This is a genomic window from Halanaerobium saccharolyticum (assembly GCF_003259895.1).
GTDB lineage: Bacteria > Bacillota > Halanaerobiia > Halanaerobiales > Halanaerobiaceae > Halanaerobium > Halanaerobium saccharolyticum_A.
In genome coordinates this window covers 50,598-71,913 of record NZ_QLME01000011.1, presented here as the reverse complement: position 1 = coordinate 71,913, position 21,316 = coordinate 50,598, and the positions used below count along the sequence as shown (strand labels likewise).

Sequence of the window (21,316 nt, the reverse complement as noted above, 5' to 3'; positions counted from 1 at the left end):
ATATAATATAGTAGTAGGAAGAAAAACATAAAGAATTTATACTGCTGAAAAAGCAACAAAAATATCAAAAGGAGGAATAAAGATGATTCCAACACGTAAATTAAAGACTGGTGATGAGATTCCGGTAATTGCATATGGAACCTGGGATATTGCTGAAGAAAATGTAGGCGAAAAAGTAGAAATTGCCTTAAAGGCAGGTTATAATCACATTGATACTGCGGAAGGCTACCATAATGAAGCAGGCATTGGTGAAGTTTTAAAAGACTATGACCGAGAAGACTTATTTATTACATCGAAAGTTCTGCCTTCAAACTTAAATTATGAAAGCGTTATCAAGGCCTGTGAGCGTTCTTTAGAAAAACTGGGTACCGATTATCTTGACTTATATCTAATCCACTGGCCAAACCCTGCAATTTCTCTAAGAGAAACTCTGCAGGCAATGAAGTACTTATCTGATCAGGGAATGGTAAAGAATATTGGGGTCAGCAACTTTTCGGTTTATCAATTAAAAGTTGCTTTAAAAATTACTCAGGTACCAATTACAGTTAATCAGGTAGAATTCCACCCCTGGTTATATCAAAAAGAATTACTTGAAGTCTGTGATCAAAATGATGTAGTACTAGAAGCTTCGGCACCTCTTGCCAGAACTGAAGTGCTGAAAGATGAAACAATCCTCAAACTGGCAGATAAATATGATAAATCTCCTGCCCAGATTGTTTTAAAATGGGAACTGCAAAAGGGGATAGTTCCTCTGCCAAAATCAAAGAGCAAAGCACATATTGAAGAGAACCTGGAACTGTTTGACTGGGAGCTTCACGCAGAAGATGTTGCTTTAATTGATAATATTGATACTGAAAAAAGAGTATATATGATTACACTTGATGATGAAACTTATGGAATTAGTTCTTAACTTAAAATTGATTTTATTAAAACAGCCTCTCCTTCTGGAGGGGCTGTCTGTTTAAATATTAAGTGAGAAACGGGGTAGATAATGATGGAAATACCTGCAGTAAGATGGTATCAGTCAATAAAAGAGCGCAGCTCAAGACGCCAGTTTTATTCTAAAATTATAGAAAAGCCAAAGCTTAAAAAACTGCGCAATCTGATTGAAATGATCAATCAGGAGATTGAGGGGCTGAGAATTATTCTGGTGCAAAATGATGTAGAAGAAATATTTACAGGTATTCTGGGAAGCTACGGTAAAATTTCGGGAGCGCCGGCCTATCTGGCTTTTGTCGGCATAAAAGATATCCCTTATCTGGAAGAAAAAATAGGTTATGGCGGAGAAGCGGTAATTCTGGAGGCGACTGCACTGGAACTTGGAACCTGCTGGGTTTCTGGAACTTTTAAAGCAGAAGAGGTACTGGCTGATCTTGATTTAAAAAAATCAGAAAAACTTTACGCTATTTCACCTCTTGGTTATCCAGAGGATAGGCCCACAATTTCCGAAAGAATCTTAAAAACTGTAATCAGCAGTAAGAAAAGACTGGATTTAGATAAGCTGATAATAAATAAAAATGATCTGGAAGCAGAACTAGAATGGATTAAAACTGCTCTAAAAGCAGCCCGTCTGGCACCATCAGCGGTTAACCGTCAGCCCTGGCGTTTTAAAATTGGCGAGAATGAGATAATAATTGAACTGGATAGTCAGGAAAAAAATGAAGAGCGAGAAAAAAATCTTGACTGTGGAATTGCAATGCTGCATCTGGAAGTTGGTGCCTTAAAAGCTGGCGTTAGCGGCAGTTGGGAGTATCTTAAGGGAAAAGAAGTGGCCCGGTTTTTGGTTGAGTAGACAGTTAAGAGCTAAATATGAAAATTAGATTTGTAAGAAAATTATAATTTTTTAACAAAAAAAGCAGGAATTTTTAAATAAGTCTACAATATAATATATAGAAGGCTATTTAATCGATTAAGGAGAATTAAGTATGGCAACAATTAAAGATATTGCAAAAAAAGCAAATGTATCTACTGCAACAGTTTCTTATGTCTTAAATGATAATGCACAGATTAGTAAGGCAACTAGAGAAAAGGTACTTAAAGTAGTAGAAGAAATGAATTATAAAAGAAATAATATAGCGAAAAGTTTAAGAACAAATAAAACTAATACAATAGGAGTTATTGTGGAGGATATGACGGTTTTTAACTCTCCTAAAATTATTGATGGAATCAATAAATATGTTGAAGAACATGGCTTCCATATTGTTTTAAGTAATCTACGTCTAAATAAAAAAATAGGTAATTCTTATGAACAAGTCTCTAAATATTCGGAAGAAATTAATGAAACAATTGATGTCTTATTAACAAGGCAAATTGATGGAATCATCTACATCGGTGAACATACAAGAGATGTTAGTAAAATTATGAATAGAGTTGAGAAACCGGTAGTTTATACCTACTGCTATAGTTCAAAAAAGAATTCTTATTCAGTAAATTATAATGATAAACTGGCTGCATATCAGGCTACAAATTATTTGATTGATTTAGGACATCAAAAAATTGCAGTTATTAGTGGAATGATTAATTCCAAACCTTCTCACGAGAGGTTACAGGGATATCAACAGGCATTAATTGATAACTATTTAAACTTAGATCCTTTTTTGATTAGAACAGGAGATTGGGAATATGAAACAGGTGTCAAACTAAGTAAAGAGTTATTAAAAAGTCAAAATAGACCAACAGCTATTTTTGCTTTCAATGATTTAATGGCTGTAGGAGTCATTGATGGTGCTGAATCTTTAGGTTTTAACGTTCCAGATGATTTATCAGTTATTGGATTTGATAACCGAGAATTTAGTCATTTTTTTAAACCTCAGTTAACAACTATTGATTTACCTTTACACGAAATGGGACAGCAGGCAACTAAAATTTTAATTGATATAATAAAAGAAAAAAAAGTTAAAGAAAAATCTATACAGATTGAATGTGAGTTAATTAAAAGAGGATCAGTTATGAGTTTGAATAAAAAATGAAAAAACTGGTATAATACTTGTTTTTTAATGTTTATTTAATCGTTTAAATAAATTTAAGGAGTGGTTTGATGGAAAAAATGGCAGAAGTGCTATCAGAAATTCCTATGAAAAATGTAGAAATTGATGACAAATTTTGGAATCATCGTTTAGAAAAAAATCGGATAGTTACTCTTGATCACCAGTATCAACAGCTAATAAAAACTGGTAGATTAGATAACTTTAAAAAAGCTGCAGGATTAAAGGATGGAGATTTTTTTGGGATGTTTTTTAATGATTCTGATGTATATAAATGGTTGGAGGCAGCAAGCTATACTCTGGCAAATAAAGATGATTCAAAACTTTCAAAGAAAATTAATGAAACTATAGAGCTAATCACATCAGCACAACAGGAAGATGGTTATTTAAATACCTATTTTATATTAGAAGAACCTGAAAAAAAATGGACTAATCTTGGTATGATGCACGAGTTGTATTGTGCAGGACATCTTTTTCAAGCAGCTACAGCTCATTATCTGGCTACCGGAGAAAATAGTCTATTAAATGTAGCCTGTAAATTTGCAAATTTAATTGATCAGAAATTTAGGCAGAGCGGTCATACTGGAGTTCCCGGTCATGAAGAAATAGAATTAGCTTTAGTTGAACTATACAGGGTTACAGAAAAAGAAAATTATTTAAAATTATCTGAATATTTTATCAATAACCGTGGTAAAGGCTATTTTAAAAAAGAAGTTGATAATTTAAAAAATATAGCAGGGTCAGATTTTGAACAGGATATAGAAAACTTTAATACTTTTGAGATGAGTAAATTTTATCGTGAGTTTTTTCTGGATGAGGAAGGGAATTATGATGGAAGTTATGCTCAGGATCATTTGCCTGTACGAGACCAGAAAGAAGCAGCAGGTCATGCAGTTAGGGCCATGTATTTATATTCTGGTATGACAGATGTTGCTCTGGAAACTGGTGATCAATTACTAATAAAAGCTTTAGAAAAATTATGGAATAATATGACAAAAAAGAAGATGTATATTACTGGGGGTATTGGACCTACTCATGATTTTGAAGGTTTTACAGAAAATTATGATCTGCCAAATAAAACTGCATATGCAGAATCCTGTGCTGCAGTAGGGAGTATAATGTGGAATTACCGCTTATTAAAAATGACTGGAGATGCAAAGTTTGCTAATTTAATGGAAAGAACATTATATAATGGACTATTATCTGGAGTAGGATTAAGTGGAGACAAATTCTTTTATGTTAATCCTTTAGCCAGTGATGGAAATCATCATCGTAAGGGTTGGTTCCATGTGTCCTGCTGTCCTCCAAATATAGCAAGATTACTTGCTTCACTGCAGAAGTATATTTACTTAAAATCAGACAATAAAGTATATGTAAATTTATTTATTTCAGGGGAACTGAAATTTGATATTGCTGATCAACAAATTTTATTAAAACAAAGTTCTGAATATCCTTGGGATGATTCTATTAACTATAATGTTAAAACAGAAGCAAATGTGGATTTCACTCTTAATATACGCTATCCTGATTGGGCTAAAAAAGTTAAAGTGTTGATTAATGAAAAGGAAGAAAAAATAAATGTTGAAAATGGTTATTTAATGATAAATAGAAATTGGGAGAATAATGATCAGGTAAAACTAATATTTGAAATGCCAGTTAAAAGAATCAAAGCTCATCCAAAAGTAGTTGAAAATAAAGCTCGTTTTGCTTTAAAGAAAGGCCCTCTAGTTTATTGTCTGGAAGAGGTTGATAATGAAGTGCCTTTAAATGAATTAATTATAACTAGAGAATCAAAAATCAATTCTGAATATGAAGAAATGTTAAAGGGCATTCATGTTTTGAAAGGTGATGCCTTAAAAGAAGATCTTTCAGAATGGGAAAATGAACTTTATAAGGATGAAAAAAATATTAATTATAAAAAGACTAATTTTAAAGCTGTTCCTTATTATATCTGGGATCATCGTGAGCCTGGTGAAATGAGGGTCTGGCTGAGAGAGTAAATAATATCTTGAAATAATAAATTTTATTATAAATTGAACTTGTTTAAAAGGGGGGGATAAATAAATTTTTGGGATAAGCTTAGCTTGAGGTAGTTTTGTTTTTATTAGCATTTAAAATCAAGGAGGGTATTTATGTTAAAAAGAAAAAGTAAGTTTTTATTAACTCTTGTTGTTTTAAGTATTTTACTTGTTTCAGTTAATATGGTTGTTTTTGCAGCTGAGGAATTAATTGTTGGTGTTGGTGGCTGGGCAGTTGAACCAACTAAACAGGCACTGGAAGAATTGAATTTTACTGAAAAGACAGGTATTGAAGTAACAGTAACAACAAGACCTGGTTCACCTCCAGAATTTATTTCTCAAATGACCAGTTCAATTCTAGGAGGTCAAACTCCCTATGATGTTATTGATTTAGAAGATGATGCAGCTATTAACTTTTCCCGTTCAGGCTGGTTAGTTGATCTCGATCCAATTTATGATGATCAGTTCTGGGATGACTGGACACCAGGTATGCTGGAAATGGTTGAGACCTGGAATAGACATGAAGGCGAACTTTTTAGAATTCCTCATAATTATGAGACCCAATATTTCTTTTATCGCAAAGATATATTAGAAGAAAAAGGTCTAGAAGTTCCTCAAACATGGGAAGAAATGGTTGAAGTTGGTAAAGAATTAACTACAGATGAAATGTATGCAGTATCTGATGGTCTGGCAAAAGGAGGTTATATAGGAGTATATGTTTCCTATCTAACTCAGCAGGCTGGAGGAAACCCATTTGATTTTGGTCCTGCATTAAGAGAGTCCTTACAGTTTATTCATGACATGATATATGAACATGAGATTTTCCCAAGTTCAGCTTTAAACAAGGATTTTGATCAGGTTAATAATGATTTTGTTAATGATAGAGTTGCAATGATGAGAATGTGGCCTTACTTTTTTGACTATCAAGAGTCTCAAGAAGACTGGTACAGTGAAGATAAAGTAGGAGTTGCTTTACCTCCTAAAGGTCCAGAAAGCAGAGATACATTTGTAGCTTCCTGGGGCTGGGCAATTCCAAATACCTCAGATAAAATTGATGAAGCAAAGACATTTATTGAGTTTATGACCTCTGTAGAAAATGCGCCAGAACTTGCAAAAATGAGTACCTGGTTCTTAAGTCCAAGACATTCAATTATGGAAGAAATTGATGTTGAAGAAAGTAGATTAGCTTCAAATCTAAAAAAATATTCTGATGCTGGTGTTATTTCTTCTCGTCCTTTCCATTCTAACTTTAGACAGGCTTCCAGTATAGTAGAAGAACTTGCTTCTGCTTATTTAACAAACCAAATATCTTTAGATGAAGTAATGGAAAGAGGAAAAGAACAGATGCAGGCCCTTGAAGAATAAATTCGATTTTGGTTCAGACTCCCGGAGTATGATGATTATGCTCCGGGAGGATAATATTATTTTTCAGTAAAGGAGGAATTTAATTGTTTTCTAATTACAGCAAATTAAAAAAATATTTAATATTTGCCATATTGGTAGGTCCAGCAGTACTACTCAGGTTTTCAACTTCATTTTATCCAATTGTAAGAACAATATACTTAAGTTTTTTTAAACATAATTTGATGGAGCAGGTCCATCGCTATGTTGGATTAAATAATTTTACTGCTCTGCTTAATGATCAGACAATTGTAGATGTTATAGGATTTACATTAGTTTTTATATCTGTTTCAGTTATCTTACAGTTAATACTGGGAATGGCAATTGCAAATTTGCTTAATACAGAATTTAAAGGGCGAAAAATTGTTAGGACTTTAAATCTTTTACCCTGGGTAATTCCCGTAATCGTAAGTGGTTATGTATTTAGATGGATGCTTAATGCTGATTATGGATTAATAACTGATTGGATTTTTCGTTTAAGTGGAAAAGAAGTACAGCTTTTAATAAATTCTTTTTATGCAAGAGTTTCTTTAATTTTGGTCAATGTCTGGAGAAATACACCGTTTATGGCTATTGTACTTTTAGCTGGATTGCAGAGTATTCCAGATGAATTATATGAAGCAGCTAAAATTGATGGTGCAAGCTGGTTTCAGAGATTTCTTCATATCACATTACCTGCCAGTAGTTCTACTATTGTAACTTTAGGTCTTTTCAATATCATCTGGCAGATTGCTAATATTGATATAATTTTAGGACTAACTCAGGGTGGCCCGGGTAGTGCTACTACAGTGATTGCTTTTAGAATTTATCAATTAGGAATGCAGTGGTTTAGCTGGGGAAGTGCTTCCGCCTTAAGTGTATATTTATTATTGATTGTAGCAGTAATAAGCTTAATTGCTTTGTATTTATATAGAAGATTTGAGTTTAGTTCATAATATTTGAAATAAGTGGGAGGTCTTAAAATGAAGTTTCGATCAACTAGAAATAAAATACTGCTCTATTTTGGTATCGCTGTATTTGTTTTTATTATCTTAGTTCCAATTTACTGGTTATTTTTAACAGCATTAACTCCTAGAACACAACTTTTTAGTGTTCCTCCAAACTATTTTCCAGATTTTACTCTGCAAAATTTTAGGAATCTAATAGACCAGGTGCCATTTTTAGCTTATTTAACTAATTCAATTCTTTTTGCATTTGGAGCAATTATATTATCTGTAATTCTAAGTTTTTTAGCTGCTTATGGTTTTGCTCGTATTGAAGTGCCTGGTAGTAATTTTCTCTTATTTGCACTGGTGCTTACAATGGCTATACCTGAGATTGTAACAGTTGTACCATTATTTCAGGTGCTTAGGAATTTAAATATGATCGACACAATTCGTGGGTTGGTTATGGTAATGGGAAGTGTGTTAGTCCCTTTTTCTGTCTGGGTTTTAGTAACTTTTGTAAAAAGGGTTCCTGTAGAAATGGAAGAAGCTGCAATAGTAGATGGTGCTAATTTACCTCAGGTTTTATTTTATATTGTAATTCCTGCAATGAAGCCTTCCTTGGTTACTGTAACTATTATAAATTTCATTAATGCCTGGAACAATTTATTATATCCTTTGGTTTTTAGTTCCTCAGTGAGAGCAAAGACCCTTACAGTTAGTATAACAGAAATTTTTCAGGCCAGAACTCCTTATGGACGTCCCTGGGAATTAATCAGTACTTTAGGTGTGACGATGGTTGTTCCAATGATAATTCTTGTTTTTGTTGCTCAAAGAGGAATAGTTTCTGGTTTAACCAGTGGTTCTTTAGATTGATTATATTTAAATTAATTACTAAAATTAGATTTAAATTAATCCCTTTCCAATTCAAAAGGAGAGGGTTTTTTTATTGTAAAGATTTTTAGAAAAGTATATAATTAAAATGTAATAAGGAACATAAAATTTTTAAGGGTAGTATTTCTCTTCTACATATTATCTTGGTTTAACATTGTTTTTCGTAGAGGGGGAGTGAGTTGAATGAAAACAATACAAATAATAAGGCCCACTTCAAATGAAGTGGGCTAGTTAAATTAATTAATTTATTCTGCTTCAGGGCCATATTGTTCAAAGACAAGCAGCATATTTTTCATTTCAAAGAAGAATGTTTGACTGGAAATAGTAGAACCAGAAATTACATCTACTTCTGGATCAAAAGAAGTTTTAAGGCTCATTCCATAATATCTACTTAGAAACTCTTCCTGTCTCATTTCTGGATGATGATCATTGGCATCCAGCGGCTTCCATTTTTTAATTATAGCCATGCTTTCCTCAGATTTAGAGTTATTAGCCATACCTAAAACTGCAATAAAATCTTCTGGATGAGAGTAGATAATTGTATTTACCCAGCTTCCATAACCAATAACTTCACCATCTTTATGAAGAGGTACAAATGGATATTTCACTTCATTTCTTTCAGGATAGAAGATGTCTCCAGCTTCATCAGCATCGGTTAATTCAATTAAAGCATTCACATAATCGTCAACAGTTCTGCCAGTTGAAATCTCCTGCATGTCTCCACCACCAACAACATCAAGCGTATGAGCTGTTGCAAATGCCATACCAGAGAATGTTAAAACAAAAACTAAAACCAGTGAAACTACTAAATTTTTCTTCACTTTTTTACCTCCCAATTAATTTTTTGTGCCTGATTTGGAGCCATTAACTAAACTTTAATGAGTATTATGCTAAATTTATCACAACACAATAAAATTATAACATGAGATATTCAGTCTGTCAATATCTTCAGAATACTAAATTGATTATTTTTATTACAAAAATAAGTTGATTCATTTTTTTAAAACAAGTGTTTTTAAACAGAATTAATAAAAAAATCAGAAAATAAGGGAGGAATTCTCTCTTTTGTATTGAATATATAATAATAGACAGACATCAGTCGTCTGACAAACTAATTTTAAAGGAGGAGTTTAAATTTATGCTTAAAAAGTCAAAAAGATTAATGCTGGTTGTATCACTCTTTATGGTTTTTGCTCTTGTTTTTACAGCAGCAGCACAGGCCGATGTTAAAAATGTCATCCTACTTATTGGTGATGGCCTCGGAATCGGTCAGATTGATATGACTCGCTATCTTGCTGGTGACAAAGATCATGAGCTAGAATTAATGAAGCTGCCTGAAACTGGTATTATGATGACCAGTTCTACTGAAGGAGTTACAGATTCAGCTGCAGCAGGTACTGCAATGGCAACAGGCCATAAGGTATATAATGGTGCAATTGCCATGAATGAAAGCGGTGCAGAGCTGGATTCTGTATTAGACTTTGCCCAGGTTAGAAACAAAGCTACAGGTGTAATCAGTACTAATATGGTTACAGATGCTACTCCAGCTGCCTTTATTGCCTCAGTTGAAGACAGAGGTATGGGAGCTGAAATTGCCAAACAGGCTATTAATAATGAGGTGGATGTAATGCTTGGTGGCGGCCGGGAAGACTTTATGGAAGAAAAAGCCGGTGAAGATTTAATTGCTAAGGCAAAAGAAAATGGTTATCAGTATGTATCTGATAAAACTCAACTAGAAAAGGTAATTGCCATGAATGGAAAACTTCTTGGTTTATTTAATGATTCATATATGAACTATGTTAATGATCGTGATGATGTTGATTCAAATGAACCTTCAATGGAAGCAATGACTAAAAAGGCAATTGAAGTACTTTCTGAAGATGAAGATGGATTTTTCTTAATGGCAGAAGGTGCCAGGATTGACCACGCAGCCCATGCCGCAGATGTTCCTGGTGTTGTAGCAGAAACACTTGATTTTGATGCCAGTGTTAAAGTGGCTATGGATTTTGCTGAAGAAAATGGAGACACTCTTGTTATTGTAACCGCTGACCATGAAACTCTTGGTTTTTCTGTAACTGAACCAATTAATAAGGAAGCTTTAATGAATATCGATGTTTCTCCAGAATATATGGCTTCTCAGATGACAGTTAAGGAAAATGGAGATGGATATACTGTAGATAGTGTGAAGTCAGTATTTGAAGAATATGCAAATATTTCTTTAACTGACGCAGAAGTTGCCAGATTTAATGATCTAATTTTAGATGAAGATGGCAATATCAAGTACGCTTATCTTGTAGGATATGAAATTGGCTCTATTATTGCCAACGAATATCAGGCAGGAGTAGTTAACACAGAAATCAGAGCTAATTCCTCCACTGGTGGACACACACTTAACTCAGTCCCAATCTTTGCTTATGGAGAAGGAGCAGAAGTATTTAATGGAATGATGCAGAATACCGAATTTGCTGATTTCCTATTTGAATCAATGCGTCCCTAATTAAATATTAGAAGTTATAAACACAATTAATTGAAAGCGGTAGACTCTCATGCGAGGGTTTGCCGCTTTTTTTCTACAAAATACGACAAAAAATTGGAAAAATATGCTGTTTGAGTAAAAATTAATTTTATTATAAATTTGATTTATGCTATAATAATTTTAATAAGAAACAGGAGAAGCAGGGAATATTTTTGGGGGGATATTATGCCTGTTCACCTAAAATGTTAAAGTTGTGGAGAAAAATATTATACAGCACGCAGTAGAAAAAGAATTAAGGAAGAAAAATGTGAAAAATGCGGAAATAAACTTGTGCTCTTTGAATTTAAAGAAGGTGATGATAAGCAATAAAATCAGAATTTTCAATCAGAGTTGAGTGATCACTTTTAATTTTGGAATTGAATATCCTGATGAAAGGGCAGCTAATCTTGAAAGAGCTAAAGCGCAAATGTTCGCAGCTGTAAATATTAATTCCTTAACTGGCTGCTAAAATCCATTTTTGGCTGAGGTGGGCAGTTTTTATTTTAAGAGTTTTCATATTTAAAAATATAATTTTTGATTTACATGCAAAATAATTGACTTTAAAAAAAGTCATGTTATAATATTCACAAGATGTAATTAATAGTGACTAACTTGGTTATATATATTATAAAATTTTATGAGGAGATGTTAAATTATGAAATCATTTTTAGTTCCAAAGGCAATTCATTTTGATAAAGATGCTTTAGATTATTTATCTCAGTTAGATAGTAAAAAAGCTGCCATTGTTACTGATGAAGGAGTAATGGAAGAATTAGGGTTTTTGGCTAAGACTGAGGCAAAATTGGCTGAAGCTGAAATAGAGACCACTGTAATTGATGGAGTTGAAGCTAATCCCTCTGTTGAAACTGTACTGAGAGGGAAAAAAACAATGTTAGAATTTGAACCTGATTTAGTAATTGCTCTTGGTGGAGGTTCCACTATGGATGCTGCAAAAATTATGTGGGTCTTCTATGAACATCCAGATCTGGACTTTGAGGATATCATTGAAGTAGGTTCGATTCCCCAATTAAGAAATAAGGCGACTTTTATCGCCATTCCTTCTACCAGTGGAACTGCATCTGAAATCACAGCCTTTTCTGTAATTACTGACACAAAAAAGAAAATTAAATATCCAATTGTTTCTTCAGAAATCATACCTGATGTTGCAATTGTAGATCCCGCTATCCCAGCTACAATGCCGCCTCACATTACAGCCAATACTGGTCTGGATGTTCTGGCACATGCAGTAGAATCTTTTGCTTCTACTAATGCAAGTGATTACACAGATGCTCTTGCATTAAAAGCAATTGAATTGGTTTTTGAATTCTTACCAGAAGCCTATAAAAATGGTGATAATATGGAAGCAAGAGATAAAATGCATAATGCTTCTACAATCGCGGGAATGGCATTTTCTAATTCATCTCTGGGAATCATTCATAGTTTAGCTCATAAAATTGGTGGGGAACTAAATGTAACTCATGGCTTAGCAAATGCAATATTATTACCTTATGTAATTGAATTTAATTATGAGTCTGCAGCTGATAAATTTGCAGCTATCGAAAAAACTTTAGGAATTGATAGTTTAGCAGATGCAATTAGAGATTTAAATAAAAGTTTAAATATTCCAGCTTCTTTCAATGAAATTGAAGATGCTCAGTTTACTACAGAAGATTTTGAAGAAATTTTGGACAGAATGTCTAAAAATGCGCTTCAGGATCCATGTACCCTAACTAATCCCAGAGACCCCTCAGTGGCTGACATGAAAGAGATCTACCAGAAATCATTTTTTGGGAAGTAAAGTTTAAAACCTGGCTACAAAACCTAACCCTTTCTATCAATTTTGAATATATTGATAGAAAGGGTTTTTATTATATCTATTTTAAAATAAAAAACCTCTTATAGCCCAAAATATAACTTGACAAAAATTTACTTATCTTGATATAATAAAGTTACATAGAAGGGTTAATAGCTCTTTTTAATAAAGGTAAACTTATCGTGAGGTAGGGGCACAAAGCTGAGGATCTCAACTTGAGATAGCCGGCTGCTAAAAGGAGGAAATAATGAAATTTAAGTTTAGATTTAGTGGTGTTATGATTTTTGTCTTTTTGTTCTTAAGTCTTTTAGCTACAGCTGATTTGGTTGAGGCGGCTTCTGATAAAGGACAGCAGCTTAAACGCGAAGCCAGAATTGCAGTAAAGGTTAATATCCCTATTTTCCAGAGACTTGAAATTATCGAAGAACCAAATATTAATTATGCATTTTTGATGGATAATTATAATGGCAGCAGAGAAATAATTTTAGAAGAAGCTCTAACTATTGAAGTTTTAAGTAATGCTGACTGGCATCTGCGCTTAAATAATAGAAATTTAAATTCTAATGCTATGATTAGAAAAAGTGGTCAGAGTGATTATGACTGGCAGAATTTAAATTCCACAACAGCTAAATTTAATGGAGAAAATGGTGAGCAGAGAATAACTTTTGATCTGAAATTTGTTCTGGATCAGAGTTCGATAGCTGCAGTTAATAATCTAGCTCTTGATTTAAGACACAGTCTTGCTCCAGAAGTGTATTAAATGAGAATTAAATTAAACTACAATTAAATTTTAATAAAAAAGAAGAGCTGATATTGTTCAGCTCTTTTTGTTCTTAAGCTTATCTAAAAGGCTGCTGACTCTTTTTTCGGCAGCTTTTTTTTCAGCTTCTTTGAGTTCAAAGTTAATTTCTAAAATACTGCCTTCTGCTGTTTTAGCTGGAAGTTCTTCAACTGGCAGCAAAAAATCTTCCTTTTCCTGAGGTCTAATTAAAAGTCTGGCCTTTCCATTTTCAATTTTATCAACTGTTACCTTCATCAAATCATCCTTTCATATCATTTTAATGTTTAATTGTTTCACTCTACTGTAATTTTATCATACCAGCGTCCAAATTTACCATCATCAATTCCATCAACTTTTTTTATTTCTTCAATTTGGGTAAAAAGTCCATTTTTCTCGCGGTAGTGTATAATTTTTTCTGCAGTTGCCGGCCCGATCCCCCAGAGTTGGTCCAAAACAGCAGCGCTGGCTGTATTGATATTGATTAAATTGCTGCTGTCAGCCTTATTTTTTGATTTTGATTTTATTTTCTCTGCAGAAGTATTTTCATTTTTAGTATTGGTTTTTGTGCCGGTCCTGCTATTATCTGTGCTCTGATCAACTTTTACAGTATAATTTTTGCCGTCAGCGGTAACTACAATATTACCATTTAAATCATTTCTGAAAACCCGGGCACCCTGACTTTGATAAAGTTCAATAATTTTTGCTGCAGGATGGCCGTAATGATTTTCTCCGACCTGGATTACTGCAGTCTCTGGTTGAATACTTTTTATCCAGCCGGCAAAACTGGAAGTCTTACTTCCGTGATGTGGAACTTTAATTATATCAACTTTGAGTTCGGGATTTTCGGCAAGCAGTTTTCTTTCTACTTCTGCTTCAATATCTCCAGTAAATAAAAAGTTCTGCTGCCTAAATTCAAGCAGAAAGACCAGTGAGGAATTATTTAAATCATATGCCTCTAAATTCTGCTCGGGATGTAAAAAGTGGAGTTCGCTTTCTCCAATTTTAAATTTATCTCCCCGGCGAGGAGTTTCAAAATTAATGTTTTCCTGATCAATTTTGATTAAATAATTCTCATAGGTTTTAGAGGTATGGACTTTACCGCTGTCCAGCACAGTTCCAACTTCAAAGCTGTCAATTATATCAACCAGACCACCAATGTGGTCAGCATGAGGATGAGTGCTGATCAAATAATCCAATTTTTTTACATTTTGATCCCTGAGATAATTTATTATTCCGGCTGTAATTTTGTCTGCCCGGTCACCACCATCAACCAAAATATTTTGCCCTCCGACTTCTTCAATCAAAATTGAATCTCCCTGCCCAACATCAATAAAATGTATTTTTAAATTTTCAGCGGTTGTATTTAAAGTGAAAATAAGGATTAAGGAAAGCAGCAGCAGAAATAAGGTCAATTTATTTTTATTCATAATTTTTCTCCTTTACAATAATTTTTTTAAAATAAATTAATTCTTATTCTATTATTTCTATATTTTTACTGATAAACCTGCTTATTAATTGAAAAAGCTCTGTCGGCGATGTATACTTATATTAAGAAAAATTTAACAATTTAATTTTTGGAGGAAAGATAATGGAATTTAAACAGATTAAAAATAATAAAGTCTATGAACAGATTATTGAGCAAATACGAGAATTGATTTATGAGGGTGAACTAAAAAAAGGGGATAAACTGCCTTCAGAAAGACAATTGAAAAAAGATCTGGGGGTCAGCCGGGCTTCAATCAGGGAGGCTTTTAGTGCTCTGGAAATGATCGGATTGATCGAAAGCAGGCCGGGTGAGGGAACTTTTATCCGTGATTCTTTTGATGAAGACTTTTTTAATCCACTTTCTCTCATTTTGCTTCTAAATGATAATGTGGCGGAAGAATTATTGGAATTAAGAAGAGTTTTGGAGATTGACTGTGTTAAACTGGCAGCAGAAAGGGCCACCGCAGCAGAAATTGAAGAGATGGGCTTATATATTGATGATCTGCTTTCCAGTTCTGGTTATGAAGAAGAAAGTATTAAGGCAGATAAAATGTTTCATTATACTATAGCCCGGGCCAGTGGAAATAAAGTACTGCTGTTTTTTATGCGTTCTATTTCGGAAGCAATGGATTTTCATATCAAGAATACAAGAACTAAACTGGTCTCCAAAGAGGAAACTATGACTCAATTTGCCGAACAGCATCAGCAGATCTTTAAGGCTTTAAAGAATCATGATCCAAAAAAAGCTGGAGCAGAAATGCGAAATCATTTAGATTATGTAGAAAAATTAATCAATAAAGAAATTGAAGGTTAAGTTATAAATTTGTTTAAATTAGCAAGATGAGACGAGAAATATCAAAATAATTAATAGCATATAATGTAAATTTAATAAAAATAATGAATTAACATCTAAAATCCGCCTGCCGAGGTGGATTTTTTTGCATTTAAATGTGAAAATAAAGATTTAATCAGCTAATTTTGTGATATTTAGAATAATTATTCGTCTCTATTTTGCTGTTTATAACTATTAAAAGCTGTTAAAGGTGATTAAATAGCTAAAACTAGATTAGATCATAATTTGAGACTGCTTAACAACTATTTCAAATTTTATGACAATTATGAACAATAAGAACTCCGGAGTATAGACAAAGATCACATTGTGAAATTTTTACTTATCAGACAATTGCGAATAGCGCGAAATGAAGGCAGGTATAATGCTTTGAGTGTTGAAATAATATAATAGAGTACTGATGGTCAGACCATCAAACAATATGCTGGATAAGAAAATTGGAGGTGGAGAAAATTCTTATAGCTGATAATTTTTATTAGAAATTTCTTCTTTATATAATCTGTTAATAATGAACAGACAATTTTATAAGGAGGAATTTATGTTAGCTCTTTTAGCTGCTTTACCTATTATTATTGTTGGTGTTTTAATGATTGGTTACATGTGGCCTGCAAGTAAGGCAATGCCTTTTGGCTGGCTCAGTGCTTTAATTATAGCCGCTATAGGCTGGGGAATGCCTGTTAGATGGTTATCTGCAGCCACAATTGGAGGAGTAATCAATGCACTTAGTATTTTACTTATAGTTTTTGGGGCTCTACTTATTTTACAGTTAATGAAAAAAAGTGGAGGAGTATATGGCATTTCTCATTCTATGACTACAATTTCAGTTGATAGAAGAGTACAGGTAATAATTATTGCCTGGTTAATGGGCTCATTTTTTGAAGGAGCAGCAGGTTTTGGAACACCTGCAGCAGTGGCGGCACCACTTTTAGTGGGAATGGGTTTTCCACCCTTAATTGCAGCAACTTCTGCTCTGATTGCAGATAGTACTGCTGTAACCTTTGGCGCTGTTGGAGTTCCGATCTGGGGAGGCTTTGCTGCTTTAGAGAATCTGATCGAATTTCCTATCCAGTCAATGGGGGGAACGATTGAATTTACTCAATTTTTACACAATATTGGTGCTTTTTCTGCACTCTTACATTTTTTAGTTGGTTCGTTTATTCCGCTGATCATTGTTTTATTAATGACCAAAATTGTAGACGGCTCATTTAAAAAAGGTTTAGAAGTTTTACCTTTAGCCTTATTTGGAGGTTTTGTATTTACAGTTTTTCAGTTTTCTATAGCCTATTTTGTGGGGCCAGAACTTCCATCACTGCTGGGATCTTTAATCGCACTGCCGCTCTTTATATTTGCGATTTCTAAAGGATTTCTGGTGCCGAAAGACAAATGGGATTTTCCCTCTCACGATCAGTGGGGAGAAGACTGGGAAGGTGAGATTAAAGCAGGTGAGCAGGATGTAGATGCTGCTCAAAAACAGGTAAGTACTTTTAAAGCCTGGTTACCATATGCTTTAATTGGCTTAATTTTACTGGTAGGTAGATTAGAAATCTTTAATCTAACTCCACTGCTGCAGAGCTGGACTATAGGCTGGAGAGATATTTTTGGGACAGGGATTGGAAGGGTAATTACTCCCTTTTATAATCCAGGAATCTTTCCCTTTATCTTTGTTGCCCTTTTAATTCCGAGTTTACATGGTCTGGACAGCGGCAAAACCAGAGAAGCCTGGAAGGAAACATTTAAGATGATTAAGCCGGCTGCGATTGCACTTTTCTTTGCGCTGGGTATGGTTTATATTATGATGAACTCCGGTGGAGCAACTGGAGAAAATTCCATGTTAATTGTGATGGCAGAATTTGCAGCAGCTACACTTGGCTCAATCTGGTATCTGGTTGCACCACTTGTTGGTATCTTGGGAGCCTTTATATCTGGAAGTAATACTACTTCGGATATTATGTTTGGTCCTTTTCAGTATGGAACCGCAGTAGCTTCTGGAACAGCAGTGACTCCAATTCTTGCCCTGCAGGCGCTTGGAGGAGCAGCAGGTAATATGATCTGTATCCATAATGTGGTGGCAGCAGCGACAACAGTTGGACTGGTTGGGAAAGAAGGACTTATTATCCGCAAAAACCTGCCGGTTGCACTTTTTTATGGTTTAACCGCCGGAGCACTGGCCTGGATCATAACGCTCTTTTTTATCCCGGGTATATTTTAGCCTGAAATAAGCACTGCTGGAGCTTTTTGAAACTTCAGTAGTGTAAAATATTTAATTTTGCAGGAATTTTAGAGTTGAAGAAGAATTATAAATATGGAATAGTGGTCTGACCATCAAACCAAAATGAATTTTACACAGGGAGGTAAAGAAATTGAATATAGTTATTCCAATTAAACAGGTTCCAGAGACAAGTAATGTAAAAATGGATGAAGAGACAGGGACAATGAAACGAGAAGGGGTAGAAAGTATTATTAATCCGCTTGACCTTTATGCAATTGAAACAGGTATTCAGCTGAAAGAAGAATATGGTGGTAAAATTACGGTGATTACAATGGGGCCACCAAGTGCTGACAAAGCTTTAAAAGAAGCAATTGCCATGGGCTGTGATGATGGTATTTTACTTTCGGGGAGAGAATTTGCAGGTTCAGATACCTGGGCCACCTCGTACGCCTTATCGGAAGCAATCCGCGAAATTGGCGATTTTGATTTAATTTTAGCAGGAGAAAGAGCAACAGATGGAGACACCGGCCAGGTTGGCCCCGGTATTGCTTCCTGGCTTGACCTCACACTTTCGACCTATACTTCTAAGGTAGTCGATCTAAATTTAGTTGAGGACGAAGAAGTCAATTATACTAATGTAGAACAGGATTCGATTATAGTTGAGAGAATGGTAGAAGACGGCTACGAAAAACTTGAACTGCCGCTGCCGGCTTTACTGACAGTTGTTAAAGAAATTTCATTTCCGCGTCTGCCAACCTTAAGAGGAAAGCAGCGCTCACGCAAGGTTGAAATTCCACAGTGGAATCTAGGAAACCTTGATCTGAATCAGGAATACCTTGGTTTACAGGGTTCACCGACCAGAGTGGTAAACATTGACCACCCCAAGGTAACCAGAGGTGGAACAATTATCGATGTCAGAGAAGATGGTAAAGTAGAAGAGGCAGTATCTAAATTAATTGACTACTTAAAAGCAAAAGAATTAGTATAGGAGGGTATATAAATGGAGTACAAAGGTGTATGGACTCTTGGAGAAGCAAGAGATGGGGAAATTAAAGAAGTGTCATTTGAGTTATTAAGCAGAGGGCGCAAATTAGCAGATAAATTGGATGAAGAACTGGTTTCAGTTATTCTGGGTGATCAGATTAGCGATCAGCAGGCAGAAGAATTGATTAAAAGTGGAGCTGATAAGGTATTATTGATGAATGCCCCCGCTTTAAAGGACTTTATTGTTGAAAACTACAGTAATGTTCTGCAGGATTTAATTGCAGAATATAAGCCGGAGATTATTCTGGCGGCAGCAACTTCAATGGGGAGAACGGTAATGCCCTATGTAGCAATTAAAACAGATGCAGGCCTGACAGCTGACTGTACTGAATTAGATATCGAAGAAGATACAGGCAATTTGCTGCAGACCAGACCAGCGATTGGTGGTAATATTCTGGCTACAATTAAATCACCTAACCACAGACCTCAGATGGCGACAGTGAGACCACATTCAACCAAACCAGCCGCAAAAGATGAGAGCCGGACCGGTGAGATAGTTCATCTTAAACTTGACAGCTCACTCTTAGATGGTAGAGTCAAAAAGCTCGGTTTCCGTAAAAACGAGGGTGATGCGGTTAATATCCAGGATGTAGTTGCAGCTGGAGGTAAGGGAATGAAAAAGGGTGAAAACTTTGCTATGATTAGAGAGCTTGCCGGCTATTTTGAGGGAGCAGTTGGTGCTTCCCGGGATGCAGTTGATAGAGACTGGATCAGCTATCCCTATCAGGTAGGTTTAAGTGGTAAAACAGTTACCCCTAAACTCTATTTTGCAATTGGAATTTCTGGTGCTATTCAGCATCTGGCTGGAATGAAGACTTCCGAAAATATAATTGCAATCAACGCAGATCCCGATGCAGATATTTTTAAGGTATCAGACTTTGGAATCGTGGGCGACTTATTTGAAATTGTACCTGAACTGAACAAGCAGCTGGCTGAGGAGGTAAAATAATGAAATATAATCCTGTAACTGAGGAAATTTTAGCAGAACTAAGAGAAATTGTTGGCGAAAAAAATGTAATGACAGATGAGGAAAAAATTGAAGCGTATTCTCATGATGAAACCCCGGCCGAACAGTATGGCCACATGCCCGAGGTTGTCTTAACTCCAAATACTGCGGAAGAAATTGCAGCAGTAATGAAGCTGGCCAATAGAGAGTTGATTCCGGTAACTCCATCCGGAGCCCGCAGTGGACTTTCCGGGGGAGCAATTCCAGACCACGGAGGGATTGTAGTCTCCGTGGAGAATATGGATGAAGTTATAGAAATTGATTATGATAATTTAATGATGGTTTTAGAACCGGGTGTAATTACCAATAGTGTTAATGAAATGCTTGAAGAAAGCGGGCTCTTTTTTGCCGGCTATCCAATGAGTGTAGAAACCTGTTTTCTCGGAGGTAATATTGCCGAAAATGCCGGTGGCGGTAAGGCGGTTAAATATGGTGTTACCGGCCGCTATGTAATGGGGCTGGAAGTTGTAACTCCAACGGGAGATATTGTGCAGCTGGGTGGTAAGCGAGTTAAAGATGTAACCGGTTATGATTTAAAACAGCTGATTGTAGGCTCCGAGGGTACCCTGGGTATAGTAACCAAAGCAATTATTAAACTACTCCCTAAACCAACTCAGCGGGTAGGACTGCTGGCACTCTTTAAGGATGAGGCCACAGCTATTTCTACAGTACCCAAAATTATGACAGAAGGAAGAATTATCCCGACCAGTATTGAATTTATGGATAAGCTTTCGGTTAAGACTTCCTGTGAATATTTAAATGAGCATTTGCCCTATCAGGAAGCAGGTGCTATGCTTTTAATAGAGGTTGATGGAAATAAAGAAGATGTAGTGAACGCAGATAGTGAGACAATTGGTGAACTCTGTCTGGATAATGATGCAATCGAGGTTTATGTTGCTGATAACCACACCACCCGGGAGCGGATCTGGAGTGTACGCCGCAATATTGCTGAAGCCTTTAAAGTTGTCAGTCCGCATCAGAGTCTGGAGGATATTGTGGTTCCAACTGCCAATATTCCCAAATTGATGCCTTATTTAGATGAGATCAGTGAAAAATATGAGATCAAGGTTCCCTGTTACGGGCATGCCGGTGATGGTAACTTACATGCTACCTTAGTTAAAAATCCTGATCATTCCATGGAAAAATGGTTTGAGATTGAAGAAAAGGCTCTGGAAGATTTATACAGAGCAACTAAAGAACTTGGAGGTACTTTAAGTGGTGAACACGGTATTGGTTCTAAACGTAAAAAGTATATGGAAATGATGCTGGATCCGGCCGAGCTTAACTTAATGCGAGGAATCAAAAAAGCCTTTGATCCAAATAATATTATGAATCCAGGTAAGATTTTTGATTTAGAATAAAATGTTATGGAACCGGGTACTTGGAAAATAAT

At 35.1% G+C, this 21,316-nt stretch carries 18 protein-coding genes and 1 riboswitch; of the genes, 15 read left to right on the top strand and 3 right to left on the bottom strand.

From position 1 onward, the window contains the following. The first annotated feature begins 82 nt into the window (after window positions 1-82). From C7958_RS08720 to C7958_RS08690, 7 genes are all read left to right on the top strand, one after another. Window positions 83-910: an aldo/keto reductase gene (locus C7958_RS08720; protein WP_111572292.1), complete on the top strand. Its 828-nt coding sequence runs from the start codon at window positions 83-85 to the stop codon at window positions 908-910. 81 nt (window positions 911-991) lie between these two features. Continuing rightward, the gene (locus C7958_RS08715) at window positions 992-1,792 is read left to right on the top strand and encodes a nitroreductase family protein (RefSeq protein WP_208320749.1); all 801 of its coding nucleotides are present in this window, start codon (window positions 992-994) and stop codon (window positions 1,790-1,792) included. A 133-nt stretch (window positions 1,793-1,925) separates the two neighbouring features. Further along, on the top strand, window positions 1,926-2,969 hold the full coding sequence (locus C7958_RS08710; protein ID WP_111572290.1) for a LacI family DNA-binding transcriptional regulator: 1,044 nt from the start codon (window positions 1,926-1,928) through the stop codon (window positions 2,967-2,969). Window positions 2,970-3,037: 68 nt separating this feature from the next. Beyond that, window positions 3,038-4,984, top strand: a complete 1,947-nt coding sequence (locus C7958_RS08705) for a glycoside hydrolase family 127 protein (RefSeq protein WP_111572289.1) — start codon at window positions 3,038-3,040, stop codon at window positions 4,982-4,984. Between the two features lie 132 nt (window positions 4,985-5,116). Next, complete coding sequence (locus tag C7958_RS08700; RefSeq protein ID WP_111572288.1) at window positions 5,117-6,367, top strand: ABC transporter substrate-binding protein; 1,251 nt, start codon at window positions 5,117-5,119, stop codon at window positions 6,365-6,367. Between the two features lie 83 nt (window positions 6,368-6,450). Further along, window positions 6,451-7,338, top strand: coding sequence for a carbohydrate ABC transporter permease (locus C7958_RS08695; RefSeq protein ID WP_111572287.1), 888 nt, complete (start codon window positions 6,451-6,453; stop codon window positions 7,336-7,338). Window positions 7,339-7,365: 27 nt separating this feature from the next. Continuing rightward, window positions 7,366-8,202, top strand: a complete 837-nt coding sequence (locus tag C7958_RS08690; protein ID WP_111572286.1) for a carbohydrate ABC transporter permease — start codon at window positions 7,366-7,368, stop codon at window positions 8,200-8,202. A gap of 263 nt (window positions 8,203-8,465) precedes the next feature. Here C7958_RS08690 and C7958_RS08685 read toward each other — a convergent pair whose 3' ends face one another. Continuing rightward, window positions 8,466-9,041: a hypothetical protein gene (locus tag C7958_RS08685; protein ID WP_111572285.1), complete on the bottom strand. Its 576-nt coding sequence runs from the start codon at window positions 9,039-9,041 to the stop codon at window positions 8,466-8,468. 317 nt (window positions 9,042-9,358) lie between these two features. Between C7958_RS08685 and C7958_RS08680 the strand changes: the two genes are divergently transcribed. The 3 genes from C7958_RS08680 to C7958_RS08670 all read left to right on the top strand — a co-directional run bounded on the left by C7958_RS08680 (window position 9,359) and on the right by C7958_RS08670 (window position 13,308). After that, window positions 9,359-10,717 (top strand): alkaline phosphatase, encoded by a 1,359-nt coding sequence (locus C7958_RS08680; RefSeq protein ID WP_208320748.1) that lies wholly within the window; start codon window positions 9,359-9,361, stop codon window positions 10,715-10,717. Between the two features lie 673 nt (window positions 10,718-11,390). Next, window positions 11,391-12,533, top strand: a complete 1,143-nt coding sequence (locus C7958_RS08675) for an iron-containing alcohol dehydrogenase (protein ID WP_111572284.1) — start codon at window positions 11,391-11,393, stop codon at window positions 12,531-12,533. A 175-nt stretch (window positions 12,534-12,708) separates the two neighbouring features. After that, window positions 12,709-12,784, top strand: a riboswitch (cyclic di-GMP riboswitch). 11 nt (window positions 12,785-12,795) lie between these two features. After that, entirely contained in the window at window positions 12,796-13,308 is a 513-nt protein-coding gene (locus tag C7958_RS08670; RefSeq protein ID WP_111572283.1) for a hypothetical protein, read from the top strand. 57 nt (window positions 13,309-13,365) lie between these two features. Here the strand turns inward: C7958_RS08670 and C7958_RS08665 are convergent, their stop codons facing one another. Both C7958_RS08665 and C7958_RS08660 read right to left on the bottom strand, forming a co-directional pair. Further along, entirely contained in the window at window positions 13,366-13,584 is a 219-nt protein-coding gene (locus C7958_RS08665) for a DUF3006 family protein (RefSeq protein ID WP_111572282.1), read from the bottom strand. A 38-nt stretch (window positions 13,585-13,622) separates the two neighbouring features. Next, window positions 13,623-14,756 carry an MBL fold metallo-hydrolase gene (locus tag C7958_RS08660; protein ID WP_111572281.1) on the bottom strand — a complete coding sequence of 378 codons (1,134 nt, stop codon included), beginning with the start codon at window positions 14,754-14,756 and terminating at the stop codon, window positions 13,623-13,625. Window positions 14,757-14,917: 161 nt separating this feature from the next. Between C7958_RS08660 and C7958_RS08655 the strand changes: the two genes are divergently transcribed. The 5 genes from C7958_RS08655 (at window position 14,918) to C7958_RS08635 (ending at window position 21,284) form a co-directional block, all read left to right on the top strand. Continuing rightward, on the top strand, window positions 14,918-15,628 hold the full coding sequence (locus C7958_RS08655) for a FadR/GntR family transcriptional regulator (RefSeq protein WP_111572280.1): 711 nt from the start codon (window positions 14,918-14,920) through the stop codon (window positions 15,626-15,628). Between the two features lie 574 nt (window positions 15,629-16,202). Then, window positions 16,203-17,873 carry an L-lactate permease gene (locus C7958_RS08650; protein WP_111572279.1) on the top strand — a complete coding sequence of 557 codons (1,671 nt, stop codon included), beginning with the start codon at window positions 16,203-16,205 and terminating at the stop codon, window positions 17,871-17,873. Between the two features lie 151 nt (window positions 17,874-18,024). Next, a complete protein-coding gene (locus tag C7958_RS08645; RefSeq protein ID WP_111572278.1) occupies window positions 18,025-18,861 on the top strand; it encodes an electron transfer flavoprotein subunit beta/FixA family protein in 837 nt (278 codons plus the stop codon). Between the two features lie 12 nt (window positions 18,862-18,873). Further along, the gene (locus C7958_RS08640; protein ID WP_111572277.1) at window positions 18,874-19,866 is read left to right on the top strand and encodes an electron transfer flavoprotein subunit alpha/FixB family protein; all 993 of its coding nucleotides are present in this window, start codon (window positions 18,874-18,876) and stop codon (window positions 19,864-19,866) included. Beyond that, window positions 19,866-21,284, top strand: coding sequence for an FAD-binding oxidoreductase (locus C7958_RS08635; protein WP_111572276.1), 1,419 nt, complete (start codon window positions 19,866-19,868; stop codon window positions 21,282-21,284). The genes C7958_RS08640 and C7958_RS08635 overlap by 1 nt, the downstream gene beginning before the upstream one ends. The last annotated feature ends 32 nt before the right edge of the window (window positions 21,285-21,316 follow it).